The organism is Actinoplanes sp. G11-F43, from assembly GCF_050589265.1.
In the GTDB taxonomy this organism is placed as follows: domain Bacteria; phylum Actinomycetota; class Actinomycetes; order Mycobacteriales; family Micromonosporaceae; genus Actinoplanes.
Map to the genome: position 1 here is coordinate 39,864 of NZ_JBNZCE010000046.1, position 13,998 is coordinate 53,861.

Here is a 13,998-nt window from a genome sequence, read left to right on the forward strand (position 1 = left end):
CACCTAATCATCCGCACCGTGCCTTTCTACCCGACGGACCGGTGTCGACTCCTCGAACAGCAGCAGCGTCCGGGTGCTGTTCACCCCCGGCATCCCCTGGATCTCGTCCAGCACCAGCCGCCGCAGCTCGGTGTTGTCGGCCACCCGGACCAGCAGGATCACGTCGAAGTCACCGCCGACGAGCCCGATGTGCACCACCCCGGGCAGCGCCCGCAGCCGGCCCAGAACCTCACGCCAGTCGGCTTGATGCAGGTTGACCGTGACGTACGCGGCGGTGGTCAGCCCGGCGGCGACCGGATCGACGTCGGCGTGGAAGCCGCGGATCACCCCGGTCTGCTGCAGGCGGGCGACCCGGGCGTACGCGTTGGCCCGCGAGATGTGCAACGTCTCGGCAAGGGTCCGCATCGACATCCGGCCGTCCGCGGTCAGCGCGTCGAGAATCAGCCGATCGGTATCGTCGAGCCCCATCGTTCCCCTGTCACGTTGGACGATCGGCCACCACACGGGCCGGAATGCGAACAGATATCTCGTTCTTCGGCCACCTATGGTGTTCGATTGGCGCGCTGGACACAATCCCTGCATGACACGTGACGCAGCTCTCCTGCTGCCGTCCACGGAGCCGGTGACGCTCATCGACCCGGACGGCCACCCCGTTCCCGTCGGCCAGGACATGCCCGACCCGCAGGCACTCATCCACGCGTACGCTGCACTGATCTCCGCTCGTCGCCTCAACGACCAGGCCAGCGCCCTGGTCCGGCAGGGCCGGCTCGCGGTCTACCCGTCGTCGCACGGCCAGGAAGCCTGCCAGGTCGCCTGCGTGCAGGTGCTCGACGACGGTGACTGGCTGTTCCCCACCTACCGCGACACCGCGGCGATCGTGGCCCGCGGCGTCGACCCGGTGCAGGCCCTCACCCTGCTGCGCGGTGACTGGCACAGTGGTTACGACCCGTACGACAGGATGGTCGCGCCGCAGGCCACGCCCCTGGCCACCCACCTGCTGCACGCGGTCGGGGTGGCCCACGCGGCCCGGCTGCGCGGCGAACCGACCGTCGTCATGGCGCTCTGCGGCGACGGCGCCACCAGCGAGGGCGATTTCCATGAGGCACTCAACTTCGCCGCGGTGTTCCGTACCCCAGTCGTCTTTTTCGTTCAGAACAACGAGTACGCCATCTCGGTGCCGCTGCACCGCCAGACCGCCGCGCCGTCACTCGCGCACAAGGGCGTCGGCTACGGCATTCCCGGCGAAAGGGTCGACGGCAACGACGTCGCCGCCCTGCTCAGCGTGCTCGGCGGTGCGGTCGCCCGGGCCCGCGCCGGTGCGGGCCCGCAGTTGGTCGAAGCGCACACCTACCGCGTGCAGGCGCACACCAACGCCGACGACCCTGGCCGATACCGATCATCCGACGAGGTCACGCCGTGGCTGGCCAAGGACCCGATCACGCGGTTGGCGGCGTTCCTGCGGGCCCGCGGTCTGCTCGACGACGACACCGACATCGAGTACGCGGACCGAGCCTCACTGATCGCCGAGCGGATGCGCACCGGCCTGAACGAGGAACCGGTCACCGACTACCGGGACCTTTTCGCGTACGTGTACGCCGAGCCCACCCCCCAGTTGCGTGACCAGCAGGCGCTCGTCGCCGACGAGGCGGCCCGCGATGTCTGAGAAACCGACCATGGCCCACGCCCTGAACCGGGCCCTGCGCGACGCCATGCGCGCCGACCCGACCGTGGTGATGTTCGGCGAGGACGTCGGCCCGCTCGGCGGCGTCTTCCGGATCACCGACGGCCTCACCGCCGAATTCGGCGACCAGCGCTGCTTCGACACCCCGCTCGCCGAATCCGGCATCCTCGGCATGGCGATCGGAATGGCCATGAACGGCATGCGCCCGATCGTCGAGATGCAGTTCGACGCGTTCGCCTACCCGGCGTTCGAGCAGCTGATCAGCCACGCCGCGAAGATGCGCAACCGCACCCGCGGCCGGGTCACCCTGCCGTTGGTGATCCGGGTGCCGTACGCGGGCGGCATCGGCGGCGTCGAACACCACTGCGACTCGTCCGAGGCCTACTACGCGCACACGCCCGGTCTGCACGTGGTCGCCCCGTCCGGGCCGGCCGACGCGTACGGGCTGCTGCGGCACGCCATCGCGTCACCCGACCCGGTGGTCTTCCTGGAACCGAAGAAGCTGTACTTCGCCCGCGCCGAAGCCGACCTGGACACCCCCGTACCGCCGATCGGCAAGGCGGTGATCCGCCGGCCCGGAACCGACGCCACCCTGATCGCTTACGGTCCCGCGGTGCCGGTCGCGCTGGAGGCCGCCGAGGCCGCCGCCCAGGAGGGCCGCAGCCTGCAGGTGGTGGATCTGCGCTCGATCGTCCCGTTCGACGACGAGACGGTGTGCGCGGCCGTCCGTTCCACCGGGAGGGCCGTGGTGATCGCCGAGGCGGCCGGTTTCGCCAGCGTGTCCTCCGAGGTGGTGGCCCGCGTCACCGAACGCTGCTTCCACTCCCTGCACGCCCCGATCCGCCGGGTGACCGGTTTCGACATCCCCTATCCGCCGCCGAAACTCGAACACCTCCACCTCCCGTCGGTGGACCGCATCCTCGACACGGTCGACGATCTGCAATGGGAGTACGCGTGACCACCTCCCCGATGCCGCCGCCACCGTCCCCCGCGCCGGCATCTCCCGCCCCTGTTCCCTCGCCTGCCCCTGCCCTCACTCCCCCCTCTTCCGCCGCCCCCACTTCCGCGGCCCCGCGGCCCGATGCCGGGCAGACCTTTCTCCTTCCCGATCTGGGTGAAGGTTTGACCGAGGCGGAGATCGTCCGCTGGCTGGTGGCCGAGGGTGATCTGATCGAAGTGGACCAGCCGGTGGTCGAGGTGGAGACCGCCAAGGCGGTTGTCGAGGTACCGTCCCCGCACGCCGGCCGGGTGGCCACCCGCCACGCCCCGGAAGGGACGACCCTCGACGTGGGCGCTCCCCTGCTGACCGTCGCGTCCCCCGACACCACCGGTTCCGGAAACGTTCTGGTCGGTTACGGCACAACCCCCGAGAAGGCAGCGGTACGCCATCGTCGCCCGCGCTCCCGGTCCACTCCCACGCCTACCGGTTCGCCCGCCGCCCCCGAACAGAACGTTCCGTCTATCCACGGCCGACCCGCCGCCTCACCGGCGCCCCCTGGGCAGAACGTTCCGTCTCCCAACCCCCAGCCCGCCGCCCCACCGCCAACCCCCGGCCAGAACGTTCCGTCTCCCACTCGTCAAATCGCGAGCTCACCAATCACCGCGCCGGCCGCTGCCACACCGCCCACCCCTGAGCAGAACGTTCTGTCTACACACCGCCAAACCGCGAACTCACCAACCACCACCCCCACCACTGCCACACCACCCACCCCTGAGCAGAACGTTCTGTCTACTCACCGCCAAACCGTGCCGGCGGCGGGTGACCCTCCGCCCTCGACGTGGGCGAATCAACCGCTGGTGTCGTCTCCGTTGGTTCGCCGGCTGGCGCGGGAGGGCGGGGTCGATCTGGCCACCGTTCGCGGGAGTGGGCCGGGCGGGCTGATCACCCGCCGGGACGTGGACGCCGCGATCGCCGCGCCCGCGCCCACGCCGACCGGGGAGCGACGGGTTCCGCTGAGCCGAGACCGGCAGGCTGCGCGGACCGAGGAGCGTCGGCTCGCCCCGAGCGGAGAGCTGCACGGGGAGCGTCAGGTCGCCCCGAGCGGAGAACTGAACGGCGAGCGACGGGTCCCGCTGAGCGGGTTCCGGAAGGCTGTGTCGGCGGTGCTGAGCCGGAGCCGGGCCGAGATTCCGGAGGCCACCATCTGGGTGGACGTCGATGCCACACCGCTGTGGGAGCTACGTCAGCGGTATCCCTCCCCCGGGCTGCTCGCGTATGTGGCGCGGTTCGTGGTCGCGGGGCTGCGGGCCTACCCGGTGTTCAACGCACGCCTGGACACCGAGCGTCAGGAGATCGTCGAACTGGACCGGATCAACCTGGGTATCGCGGTGCAGTCCGGCCGCGGGCTGGTGGTTCCGGCGGTTCCGGACGCGCAGTCGATGACCACTTCCGGCCTGGACACCGCGATCCGTGAGGTGACCGATCGGGCCCGGCGCGGTGAGGCCACCCCGGCGGAACTGTCGGCGGGCACGTTCACGCTGAACAACTACGGGGCGTTCCGGGTCGACGGCAGTGCCGCCATCATCAACCACCCGCAGGTCGCCATGCTCGGAATCGGTCGCATCATCGATCGGCCGTGGGTGGTGGACGGGGCGTTGACCGTACGAAAGGTGACGCAGTTGTCCTTTGTCTTCGACCATCGGATCTGTGACGGTGGGGCGGCGGCCGGCTTTCTGCGGACCGTTGCCGACGCCATCGAGGATCCGCCCTCCGCCCTGGCTCGCCTGTAACCCCTACCGTGTCGCCCATGACAGATGGCCGGGCGTCGAAGTCACCGATTGTCGCGGGGTTCACGGTGTTCGCCTTGACAGTGGGATGGCTGGCGGGTTCGGCGGGTGCGGCATGGGTGACCTTGGTGATCGCATTCACCGACTGGAAGGACCCGAACCGGTCCGCCGGTCTGGACCTGGCAACAAAAGGGATGGCCGTGGTGACGGTGGCGTTCTTCTTCCTGGCACCGTTGGGGATCGCCGCCGTCGCCCGGAAGGAGGGGTTACGGCGGACCGCGGTGGCCTACGTGATCCTGGCCGTGGCGCTGGCGTTTCTGGCGCTGATCCAGCTGACGGTGTCACCGTTCTAGGGTCGCGCCGAGGGTGAGGCCGAGCGGGACGGGTTCGCCGACGCGGGCGCCGTGCCCCGAGCGGAATCCCACACCGGACCTAGGCCAGTTCCAGGTCGAGCAGGAAGCCGGTGGCCTGCTCGAAGTCGTCGGCCGGCCGGTCGCCGGCGAGCCGCACGATTCGCCGGACCGTCCAGGTTCTGGTCAGATCCAGATCCCACCGATCGCGTACGTCCTCGATCACGCGATCGTCGGCCACCCGGACCTGGCCGCGCACCCGCACCACCACCTGGCCGGGCCGGGCTTTGGCGTCGGCGATGAACGCGACCTCGTCCTTGGCCGACTCCTCGGTGACGTGGAACGGAACCCCGGCCGCCGACAGCACCCACCCGCCGTAGAAGGATTCCCGGGCGGCCGCGACCGCGAACCCGACGATCCCCTCGCCGGTGCCGTCCCCGTCGCCTGCCGGTTCGCGACGGTGGCAGCGCAGGCTCAGCCCGAGCGTCACCTGCTCGCCCACCCTGGCCCGGATCCCCGAACTGCCGGCCTGATCAACGGACACCGGAATCCCGTACAGCTGCATCCGGCCATTCTCACCGCTGTACGGGATCGGCGCGCGGCGTCCTGTCGCGAGGGTTCCGGGCCACGCCGCGGCCCTACGCGATCCACCACGCGGAATCTAGGGTGATCGCATGCGCTATCGATCAGCCGCCGGCCGGTGGGTCCTGCTGGCCACCGTGCTCGGGTCCAGCCTCGCGTTCATCGATGGCACGGTGGTCAACATCGCCCTGCCCACGATCGGCCGGGATCTCGGCGCCGGCGCCGCCGGCCTGCAGTGGACGGTCAACGGCTACGCGCTCAGCCTGGCCTCGCTGGTGCTGCTCGGCGGTTCACTCGGCGACCGGTTCGGGCGCCGCCGGGTGTTCCTGATCGGCGTCACCTGGTTCGCCCTCGCGTCGCTGCTCTGCGGGCTGGCGCCGACCATCGAGCTGCTGATCGCGGCACGCATCCTGCAGGGTGTCGGCGGGGCGCTGCTCACCCCGGGCGCCCTGGCCATCCTGGAGGCGTCGTTCGATCCCGACGACCGGTCCCGGGCGGTCGGCGCCTGGTCCGGGCTGGGCGGCATCGGCGGGGCGCTCGGCCCGTTCCTCGGCGGCTGGCTGGTGGAGATCGGCAGCTGGCGGTGGATCTTCCTGATCAACGTGCCGGTGGCCGCGCTGGTGCTGTGGGTGGCCGCCCGGCACGTGCCGGAGTCGCGGGACCCGGCCGCCGCGCGGACCTTCGACGTGCCCGGCCTGCTCACCTGCGCGATCGGGCTGGGCGGGCTGACCTACGGGTTCACCGCCTGGCCGGCCGACGGCCCCGGTGATCCGGTGGTGCTCGGCACGCTGGCCGCCGGGGTCGCCGGGCTGCTCGCGTTCGTGCTGGCCGAACGCCGGTCGGCGCATCCGATGCTGCCGCTGGGGATCTTCCGGTCGACGGCGTTCAGCGGCGCCAACGCGGTGACCTTCCTGGTGTACGCGGCCAACGGCGGGGTGTTCTTCCTGGTGGTGATCAATCTGCAGGTGGTGGCCGGGTTCACCGCGCTGGCCGGCGGTCTGGCCCTGCTGCCGATCACCGTGCTGATGCTGCTGCTGTCGGCCCGGTCCGGGGCACTGGCCCAGCGGACCGGTCCCCGGCTGCCGATGACGGTGGGGCCGCTGGTCTGCGCGGTGGCGCTGATCTGGCTGTCGATGGTGGGCCCGGGCGCGGCCTATCTGGTGGACGTACTCCCGCCGGTGATTGTCTTCGGGCTGGGGTTGTCCCTGCTCGTCGCACCGCTGACCGCGACGGCACTCGGCGCCCTGGACGACTCCCGGGCCGGCATCGCCTCAGGGGTGAACAACGCGGTGGCGCGGGCGGCGGGCCTGCTGTCGGTGGCGGTGCTGCCGCTGGCGGCCGGGCTGGGCGCCGGGAGCCTGACCGATCCGGCCGAGCTGGCGCCGGTCTACCGGACCTCGATGCTGATCTGTGCCGGCCTGATGGCCGGTGGCGCGATACTGGCCTGGCTGCTGGTGCCGGCCCGGCTCACCGCGAAGACGCCCAGTTTCTGCGACCCGTGCGCGCCGCCGCTGCTGGGCGCCGAGCCGTCAGGCCCGGTCGAGAGCCGATGACGGGGCCATCACGATGCGCGGCTTCTTCGCCGGCTTCATCCACTTCAGCAGGCGCACCATGTTCGCCCGGCTCACCGACACACAGCCGGCGGTCGAGCCCTTCCCGCTGGCGTGCAGGAAGATCGCCGAGCCGCGCCGGGTGTTCGCCGGGGTGCTCGTCGCGTACTGGCCGCGCTTGGCATCCCAGCGCACCCCCGCCGGGCGGTTGAAATCGATCACCGCGGCGTGCGCGTACTGGGTCGGATAGGCCGCCAGGCGTTCCGCCTGCGACTTGCGCCAGGTCCGCTTCGCCGAGGCGGACGGCTGGAACATGTTGTACGTCTTGGCGTCCTTGTTGTCGCCGACCCAGTAGTCGTTCTTGTCGACCTTCCGGTACGGCAGAGTGGTCCCCGGGTCGGCCCGAACCCCGAACGCCTCGGTGATCCGGAACGTACCGGCCGGGGTCTGCCCGGTGTCCTGCACCCGGTCGGCGGCCCACTTCCAGCCGCCGTAGCCGATCCGCGCCTTCATCGTGGCGAACTTCAGCCGCCACTTGCCGTCCGACCCCTTCTGGTACGCCCGCACCGTCGCGTACGTCGACGACCAGCTGTCGCCGCTGACCACGATGACCTGCTTGGCGTTGCCGAGATGAGTCAGCCGGTCCGGCAGCGCGGCGGCCGCCGGTGTGGCCGGCGACAGCGAAGAAGCGACCACGACCCCGACGAACAACGCAAGTCTTCGCATGACCGTTCACCCTCGTCCACCGTGGAGCGGATCTCCATCGGGCGAACGGCTTACCCGTCCGGGTGACGGTTCACCCCTGTAGCGCGCGCACCTCGATCCGGGACTGCACCGCGGCCGAGCACCGCTCGGCCCAGACCAGGGCGGCCTCCTCGTCGTCGGCGTTGATGATCCAGAACCCGCCGACGTACTGGGTCGCCTCGACGAACGGCCCCGGAATGCGTTTGGCCTCGCCACCGGTGGCATCCACGGTGACCGCCGTCGACGGCGGGTACAGCCCACCGGCGGTGACGAACGCGCCGGCCTCGGTCAGCGCCGTGTTGAACCCGTCCACGGCGGCCATCACGGCCGCCAGCTCGGCCGGGTCCATCTCCTGCATCGACTCCATGGTCGGCTCGTCGGCGGTGTCGTGCGGGATGGTGGCCAGCCGGCGCGCCGGCCCGCGGGTGCTGCACACCCGTACCCCGCTGGGCGAGGCACTGGCCGGCGGCCACTGACCCGGTGCGGGCGGCTCGTCTTGATCACACGGTGACGGTGGCACCGGACCGGAGTCGTTAGAATGCTCGCCTCGTCCCGGTACCACGATCGGCGGAAGTGACTCGTATGTCCCTCTACAGCACTCAGCGACTGCACACGCTGCGCATGATCGTCACCGGCGGTGGCACCGGCGGGCACACCTACCCGGCGCTGACCACGGTGCACACCCTCCAGGCCCGGCTCGCCGAGACCGGTGACCGGCCCGAGCTGCTCTGGGTCGGTGTCGCCGAGGGCCTGGAGGCGAAGATCGCCGCCCGTAACGACATCCCGTTCCGGGCGGTCACCACCGGCAAGCTGCGCCGCTCCCCCAACCCGAAGGAGCTGGCCCGCAACTTCGTCGACGCGTTCCGGATCCCGCTGGGCATCCTGCAGGCGGCGATGACGGTGGCCCGGACCAAACCGGCGGTGGTGCTCAGCACCGGCGGGTTCGTGTCGGTGCCGATCGGGCTGGCCGCGGCGCTGTTCCGGGTGCCGTACCTGATGCACGAGCAGACCCTGAGCCTCGGCCTGGCCAACCGGATCCTGGCCCGGGTGGCCACCCGGATCCTGCTCAGCCACGAGGCGTCCCTGGAGCATCTGCCGGAGAAGGCCCGCTCCCGCGCGGTGGTCACCGGCAACCCGGTGCGCCCGGCGGTGCTCAGCGGCGATCCGGCGAAGGGGCTGGCGGCGTACGGGCTGGACCCGGCCGTACCACTCGTGCTGGTGACCGGTGGCGCCTCCGGCGCCCAGCAGATCAACCGGATGCTGACCGGCGCCCTGGCCGGCCTGCTGCCGCACTGTCAGATCGTGCACCAGTGCGGCGGGCTGAGCCTGGCCGAGATGCAGGAGGTGGCGCGCGGCCTGCCGCCGCACCTGGCGCAGCGCTACCGGGTGGTCGACTTCATCCACGACGAGCTGCCGGACGTGCTGGCGGCGGCCGCGGTGGTGGTGGCCCGCAGCGGCGCCGGCACGGTGGCCGAGCTGACCGCGCTGGGCAAGGCGTGCATCCTGGTGCCGTACCCGGTGTCGGCCGGTGACGAGCAGCGGATCACCGCCCGGCACCTGTCGCAGCAGGGCGCCGCGGTGATGCTGGACAAGGAGACCGCCACCCCGGAGCACCTGCACGCGGCGATCTCGGAGCTGATGGTGGACCCGCACCGGCGTGACGCGATGGGCCGGGCCGCCGCCGAGCACGGCCGCCCGGACGCCGCCGAGCGTGTGGTCACCGAGATTCTGACGGCGGCCGCGCGTCGCTGACCGCCGGCGGGTCATCCATGGGGCATGACTCTGCGGATTCTCACTCTCAACGTCCTGTCGCCGGGAAACGGCGGATGGGAGCGGCGGCGCCCGCTGATCCGGGCCGGGCTGGCCGGATGGCGGCCCGACCTGGTCGCCCTGCAGGAGGTGGACGAGCGGGCCGCCGATCTGCTCGGTGCCGGGTATCACCTGGTCGCGCATTCCCGGCGGTCCGCTGACGGGGTCGGCGCGGTGCTGGCCAGCCGCTGGCCGGCCGGGCCGGTGCACGAGGTGGATCTGCGGGTCACCGGGCGGGTGGATCTGCCGTGGAGCGCGGCCGTGGTGGCCACGATCGAGGCGCCGCCGCCGTACGGCCCGCTGCTGTTCGTCCATCACAAACCGGCCTGGCAGATCGGGTACGCGGTCGAGCGCGAGTTGCAGGCGGTGGCCTGTGCCCGGTTCGTCGAGGAGCGGGTGGCCGAGCGTCCGATGCCGGTGATCCTGGCCGGGGATTTCGACGACTCCCCCGACGCCGCGAGTGTCCGGTTCTGGACCGGTAAGCAGTCGCTGCACGGGGTGAGCGTGGCCTACCGCGACGCCTGGGCCGCGGTCCACCCGGACGATCCGGGGCACACCTTCACCCCGGTGAATCCGCTGGTACGCACGGGTGAGATGCCGTTGGAGCGAGGCCGCCGCATCGACTACGTGATGGTTCGCTGCGGTGTGCACGGGCCGCCGTTCGATGTCGTGGACTGCCGCCGGGTGTTCAGCGAGCCGGTGGACGAGGTGTGGGCCAGTGACCATTGCGGCGTGCTGGCAGATCTGAGAGTTGACTCTCAGAGTTTGTGAGAGAACACTCTCACGTTATGAGCAACCCCCTGGGCGACGTCGAGATCACCGATCCGCAGACGATGCGGGCGCTGGCTCACCCCGTACGGCTGGCAATTCTCGATGTGTTGCGCCGCAACGGGCCGGCCACCGCCACCCAGTTGGCGCCGGACGTCGGCGCCACCCCCACGGTGACCAGCTGGCACCTGCGCCACCTGGCCGGATTCGGTCTGGTGCGCGACGCCGAACCCGGCCCGGACCGCCGCCAGCGCCGCTGGGAGGCGGTCGGCCGGGGCTTCCGGTTCAGCTCCCCGGAGGACGGCGACGAGGCCACCACCAGCGCGGCCCGCTCACTCACCCAGGAGATGTTCCAGCGGTACGCCGGCCTCCCGGTCCAGTGGATCACCGACGTCGAGCCCGGACTGACCCCGGAGTGGCGACGCCTCTCCGTCAACTACGGGATCCGCCCGCTGGGCGCACTGCTCGGCGGCCTGCTCGGCACCGCGGCCGGGATCCGCCCGAGCCTGCTGGTGGCGGCGGCCGGCGGGGTCCTGTCGGTGCTGTGGCTGCTGCCGTCACCGATCCCCCGGATCCGGACCCTGGAGGCGGTCTGATCCGGGTCGACCGGCAAGGCGGGCCAGTAGCGTCAACAGCTCCAAGGCCGTGCGTGCCATTCGCCCGTGTGGGTCGTAGGCCGGATCATAGGAGGCCAGCGTCGCCGAGGCGACCGGGATCCGGATGGCGACCTGCCGCACCACCTGTTGTACTTCGTTGGCGGACAGTCCGTTCGCGGCGGCATAGCTGTTCGCTGGCGCGATCGAGGGATCGTGCACGTCGAGATCCACATGAACGTGCACCACGTCGACGCGGTCGGCGAGGTCCTCAATAGTTCGGCGAAGGTCGTTCAGGTCACGAGCGTGATCCGGCGGCATCCATGCCACCGACGAGCTTTGTAGAGCCGACTGTTCCGCTGAGTCCAGACTGCGCGCGCCGACGAGCACCACCCGGTCCTCCGGCACCGGCTGAAAGCCCGCGATCACGGAGGTCAGCGCGGTCCAGCAACGCCCGACGACCATCGCCAGTCCATGTCCGTCCAGAAATCCTGACGCATCGGTGTCAGGGGTGTTGAAGTCGCCGTGCGCGTCGAGCCACACCACGCCCACACGGCGATCCGGCGCCGTCAGAGCAGCGATCATTCCCACCGTGGTATTGCAGTTGCCCGACAGCAGCATCGGCACTTCACCCGCCGCGTGGGCCGCTGCGGCTTCGTCCGCGACGAGCTTCTGCAGCTCGAAAGCGGTCCGGACCTCGGCCCGCCACGACGCCACCTCGATGAGCCGCTCCCGCACGTGGAGGCCCTGATCACGCAGTTGTCGGGCCGCACCTGCCCTGACCAGTGCCGTCGGCCCGGCTCCCATACGGACATCGAGATGCCCCGAGTCATAGGGAACCTTCAGCAACCGTATGGAGCCCGCGCCAACACTCATGATCGCCAGTCTGCGCAACCACGGTGCGGTTGTCATCTACTGCTTCGACGGTTACCGCCGGGTCCGTCAGGGAACCTCAAGGAGATGAGTACCTACCGTGATCCGGCATTGCACGGCGACGTCTACCCCTCCGAAGAGGAGATCGATCCGGCCGGCACCGACGGCCCGGTCGGGACGCACGCCGGCCGGCCCGGCTCACTACCATTCTCGGCGCCTGGATCGCCGTCCGTCCCCGGACCGGCAGGCCCGGTCGCCACCACCGCCAATTCGATTGTCAGTCGGCGTCCGGACGGATCGATCGAGGTGGTCACCGACCTCGACGGTGACGGTATCGCCGACGTGGTGCAACTCGACCTCGACGGTGACGGGATACCCGAGCTCACCTACCTCGACACAGACCGCGACGGCCGGCTCGACACCGTGCTGCGCACCCCGGAGCACTGACAGCACGGTGCTGCGCGTCATTCAGTCCTGCGGTGCGTGCCCGGCCAGTACGCGACGGCGTCGCTCCTCGTAGTCCGAGGCTGTGATGACGCCCAGCGAATAGAGGCCGTCGTCATTGCAGCTGTATCCGAATCCGAAGCTCTGTACCGTGTCCTCCAACCCCACCCATGTCACTTGGACATGCTGCGGCGCCGGCTCCCAGATGACTCCGGGATGGCCGCTCCATAGGCGGTCGCATATGGGAGGTGGATCTCCCATTCCCACCATCAGATCGTCGGTGGTCGTCTCGCCGAGGTACTCGACGAAGAGCCCTTTCGACAACCTGCCGATGCTCAGAACATCCGGCGCACTCACTCAGGCAGCCTAAGCCAGCGGTCCCGCCCCGCGAACGACCGGCCGCAATGGCGACGCCACCCCAAGTCCCCGGACTGCGGCATGAGCGGATGTCCGCGGACCAGGCCGAGAAGATCATTCGGGTCGAATGCTGGTGTATTGGCGTCGGGCTTCGATCAGGATCGCGGTCAGCTCACGGGAGCGCGGCTCGTTGGCCTTGAGCGCTGCCTTGACGTGGTCACCGGCGTTGCTGACGGCGAACTGGAGAGCCGGCACCGCGGTGAGGGTGATACCGACGTAGCTGATTCGAGCGGCCGTGGTCTCGACCGGGGCACCATCGGCGTCGACACCCCAGGAGTGCTGGCGCCACAGCCCGTCGTCGGAGAGGGCGTAGCCGGTGCCGATCGCCGCTACCATCCCGTCGGTCCACAGCATTGCCGCGTTGGCGTGGCAGCCGTTGTCGTCACCCGGCACGAATCGGCTGGGCGCCGGCTGGATAGCGGCGCTGGCGAGGAGGTCGTCGAGGTGGTGCTCCGGATGCCGGTGGGGAACCACGAGCTCGCCGCCGTACTGCAACAGATGTTGACACCACCGGCTCCAGCGTCGCGAATAGTCGTCAGGCACGCCTTCGTAGCCGGCGACGCGGTTGCGGTAGAGCGCGACGAGACGGTCATGTCGTTCGGCGTCGGCAGGCACGACCGAACGGTACCGGCGACCCGCCGGTCCGTATATGCTGGCCTGCTTCCGCACGCGGACGGCGGCATGGGAGTAAGCCCGACTACAGCAGGTCCAGGAGCGTCTCGAATCGCGCGGCCAAGATCGGATCGATCTCACCCTGTATCCGGACGCTGACTATGCTCCCGCCTGTCGCCCGTGCCAACGAGGCCGTCACCGGCGGCGTTCCCGCCAGCGGATAACTGAACCAGCCGTCGGGCGACTCATCGTCGGTTTGTTCGAGTGCGCCAGCAAGCGCGGCTTCGTCGAGGGCGTCGTAGTGGTACCCGATGTAGCTGCTGATCTTCTCCAGAAACCGGACGACATTGTCCTCGGACACCCAACCCTCGATAGACCGCATAGGTGGAGTATTGCGGCAGGCCGAACCGGTGTTGCCGCACAGATGAGCTGAGCTAACTCAACGACCTACCGGCGGCAGAAGAGGACGCTCGATCTTGAGCAACCGCGCATGCCTTGTGCCGGCCGCGATCGGCAGCGCGCTCGTCGAGCGATACGGAGGAAACGCCGACGGGCGCCCACCACACTGTGGGCGCCCGTCGGCGTGTGGGAACAGGGCTAGCGGCGGCGGTTCTTACGGATCAGGCCGACGATGACGAAGATCCCGACCGCCACGAAGACGACGATGAATAGCGCCACCGCCCACGGCGGCCACGGGCTGCTACCACCGCCACCTACGACGGCCAGAAGCTGCATGGGTTTCCTCCTCTACTGCGCTCTCACGGCCGTTTCATGATCGATAGTGGCGGTGAGTGACGGTGCCTGCGTTGGCGTGTCGGATATGGACGAAGCTCCGTTGAGTCCAGGTC

18 protein-coding genes and 1 pseudogene are annotated in these 13,998 nt (G+C 70.1%); 10 read left to right on the forward strand and 9 right to left on the reverse strand.

What is annotated here, in order from left to right:
* Positions 1-3: 3 nt before the first annotated feature.
* Positions 4-468 carry an Lrp/AsnC family transcriptional regulator gene (locus tag ACQ0O7_RS39530; RefSeq protein WP_430790557.1) on the reverse strand — a complete coding sequence of 155 codons (465 nt, stop codon included), beginning with the start codon at positions 466-468 and terminating at the stop codon, positions 4-6.
* Between the two features lie 112 nt (positions 469-580).
* Here ACQ0O7_RS39530 and ACQ0O7_RS39535 point away from each other — a divergent pair, with 112 nt between their 5' ends.
* The 5 genes and pseudogenes from ACQ0O7_RS39535 (at position 581) to ACQ0O7_RS39555 (ending at position 4,761) form a co-directional block, all read left to right on the forward strand.
* Positions 581-1,663, forward strand: a complete 1,083-nt coding sequence (locus tag ACQ0O7_RS39535; protein WP_430790559.1) for a thiamine pyrophosphate-dependent enzyme — start codon at positions 581-583, stop codon at positions 1,661-1,663.
* On the forward strand, positions 1,656-2,639 hold the full coding sequence (locus ACQ0O7_RS39540) for an alpha-ketoacid dehydrogenase subunit beta (RefSeq protein WP_430790561.1): 984 nt from the start codon (positions 1,656-1,658) through the stop codon (positions 2,637-2,639). Before ACQ0O7_RS39535 ends, ACQ0O7_RS39540 begins: the two co-directional genes overlap by 8 nt.
* Before the next feature lie 11 nt (positions 2,640-2,650).
* Positions 2,651-2,977 (forward strand): annotated as a pseudogene (locus ACQ0O7_RS39545) (biotin/lipoyl-containing protein); the annotation flags it as partial.
* 501 nt (positions 2,978-3,478) lie between these two features.
* On the forward strand, positions 3,479-4,411 hold the full coding sequence (locus ACQ0O7_RS39550; RefSeq protein ID WP_430790589.1) for a dihydrolipoamide acetyltransferase family protein: 933 nt from the start codon (positions 3,479-3,481) through the stop codon (positions 4,409-4,411).
* A gap of 125 nt (positions 4,412-4,536) precedes the next feature.
* Complete coding sequence (locus tag ACQ0O7_RS39555; RefSeq protein ID WP_430790563.1) at positions 4,537-4,761, forward strand: hypothetical protein; 225 nt, start codon at positions 4,537-4,539, stop codon at positions 4,759-4,761.
* Positions 4,762-4,840: 79 nt separating this feature from the next.
* Here the strand turns inward: ACQ0O7_RS39555 and ACQ0O7_RS39560 are convergent, their stop codons facing one another.
* On the reverse strand, positions 4,841-5,323 hold the full coding sequence (locus ACQ0O7_RS39560; protein WP_430790565.1) for a hypothetical protein: 483 nt from the start codon (positions 5,321-5,323) through the stop codon (positions 4,841-4,843).
* A 109-nt stretch (positions 5,324-5,432) separates the two neighbouring features.
* Here ACQ0O7_RS39560 and ACQ0O7_RS39565 point away from each other — a divergent pair, with 109 nt between their 5' ends.
* The gene (locus ACQ0O7_RS39565; RefSeq protein ID WP_430790567.1) at positions 5,433-6,893 is read left to right on the forward strand and encodes a DHA2 family efflux MFS transporter permease subunit; all 1,461 of its coding nucleotides are present in this window, start codon (positions 5,433-5,435) and stop codon (positions 6,891-6,893) included.
* On the opposite strand, the gene ACQ0O7_RS39570 is transcribed toward ACQ0O7_RS39565, so the two are convergent.
* Together ACQ0O7_RS39570 and ACQ0O7_RS39575 are read right to left on the reverse strand one after the other, a co-directional pair.
* Positions 6,870-7,616, reverse strand: coding sequence for a L,D-transpeptidase family protein (locus ACQ0O7_RS39570; RefSeq protein WP_430790569.1), 747 nt, complete (start codon positions 7,614-7,616; stop codon positions 6,870-6,872). The genes ACQ0O7_RS39565 and ACQ0O7_RS39570 overlap by 24 nt on opposite strands.
* A gap of 70 nt (positions 7,617-7,686) precedes the next feature.
* Positions 7,687-8,070 (reverse strand): YciI family protein, encoded by a 384-nt coding sequence (locus ACQ0O7_RS39575; protein WP_430790571.1) that lies wholly within the window; start codon positions 8,068-8,070, stop codon positions 7,687-7,689.
* 146 nt (positions 8,071-8,216) lie between these two features.
* Here ACQ0O7_RS39575 and ACQ0O7_RS39580 point away from each other — a divergent pair, with 146 nt between their 5' ends.
* Genes ACQ0O7_RS39580 through ACQ0O7_RS39590 form a run of 3 tightly spaced genes read left to right on the forward strand, consistent with a single transcriptional unit; the run spans position 8,217 to position 10,807 of the window.
* The gene (locus ACQ0O7_RS39580) at positions 8,217-9,386 is read left to right on the forward strand and encodes a UDP-N-acetylglucosamine--N-acetylmuramyl-(pentapeptide) pyrophosphoryl-undecaprenol N-acetylglucosamine transferase (RefSeq protein WP_430790591.1); all 1,170 of its coding nucleotides are present in this window, start codon (positions 8,217-8,219) and stop codon (positions 9,384-9,386) included.
* Between the two features lie 24 nt (positions 9,387-9,410).
* The gene (locus ACQ0O7_RS39585) at positions 9,411-10,214 is read left to right on the forward strand and encodes an endonuclease/exonuclease/phosphatase family protein (protein WP_430790573.1); all 804 of its coding nucleotides are present in this window, start codon (positions 9,411-9,413) and stop codon (positions 10,212-10,214) included.
* A 17-nt stretch (positions 10,215-10,231) separates the two neighbouring features.
* A complete protein-coding gene (locus ACQ0O7_RS39590) occupies positions 10,232-10,807 on the forward strand; it encodes an ArsR/SmtB family transcription factor (protein WP_430790575.1) in 576 nt (191 codons plus the stop codon).
* Here the strand turns inward: ACQ0O7_RS39590 and ACQ0O7_RS39595 are convergent.
* Positions 10,769-11,716 carry an arginase family protein gene (locus ACQ0O7_RS39595; RefSeq protein WP_430790577.1) on the reverse strand — a complete coding sequence of 316 codons (948 nt, stop codon included), beginning with the start codon at positions 11,714-11,716 and terminating at the stop codon, positions 10,769-10,771. The genes ACQ0O7_RS39590 and ACQ0O7_RS39595 overlap by 39 nt on opposite strands.
* A gap of 48 nt (positions 11,717-11,764) precedes the next feature.
* Between ACQ0O7_RS39595 and ACQ0O7_RS39600 the strand changes: the two genes are divergently transcribed.
* Positions 11,765-12,124, forward strand: a complete 360-nt coding sequence (locus tag ACQ0O7_RS39600) for a hypothetical protein (RefSeq protein WP_430790579.1) — start codon at positions 11,765-11,767, stop codon at positions 12,122-12,124.
* A 21-nt stretch (positions 12,125-12,145) separates the two neighbouring features.
* Here the strand turns inward: ACQ0O7_RS39600 and ACQ0O7_RS39605 are convergent, their stop codons facing one another.
* The 4 genes from ACQ0O7_RS39605 to ACQ0O7_RS39620 form a co-directional block, all read right to left on the reverse strand.
* On the reverse strand, positions 12,146-12,478 hold the full coding sequence (locus ACQ0O7_RS39605) for a hypothetical protein (protein WP_430790581.1): 333 nt from the start codon (positions 12,476-12,478) through the stop codon (positions 12,146-12,148).
* A gap of 114 nt (positions 12,479-12,592) precedes the next feature.
* Positions 12,593-13,153 (reverse strand): hypothetical protein, encoded by a 561-nt coding sequence (locus ACQ0O7_RS39610; protein WP_430790583.1) that lies wholly within the window; start codon positions 13,151-13,153, stop codon positions 12,593-12,595.
* Positions 13,154-13,235: 82 nt separating this feature from the next.
* Positions 13,236-13,511, reverse strand: a complete 276-nt coding sequence (locus tag ACQ0O7_RS39615; protein WP_430790585.1) for a hypothetical protein — start codon at positions 13,509-13,511, stop codon at positions 13,236-13,238.
* Between the two features lie 236 nt (positions 13,512-13,747).
* Positions 13,748-13,885, reverse strand: coding sequence for a hypothetical protein (locus ACQ0O7_RS39620; RefSeq protein ID WP_430790587.1), 138 nt, complete (start codon positions 13,883-13,885; stop codon positions 13,748-13,750).
* Positions 13,886-13,998: the final 113 nt, after the last annotated feature.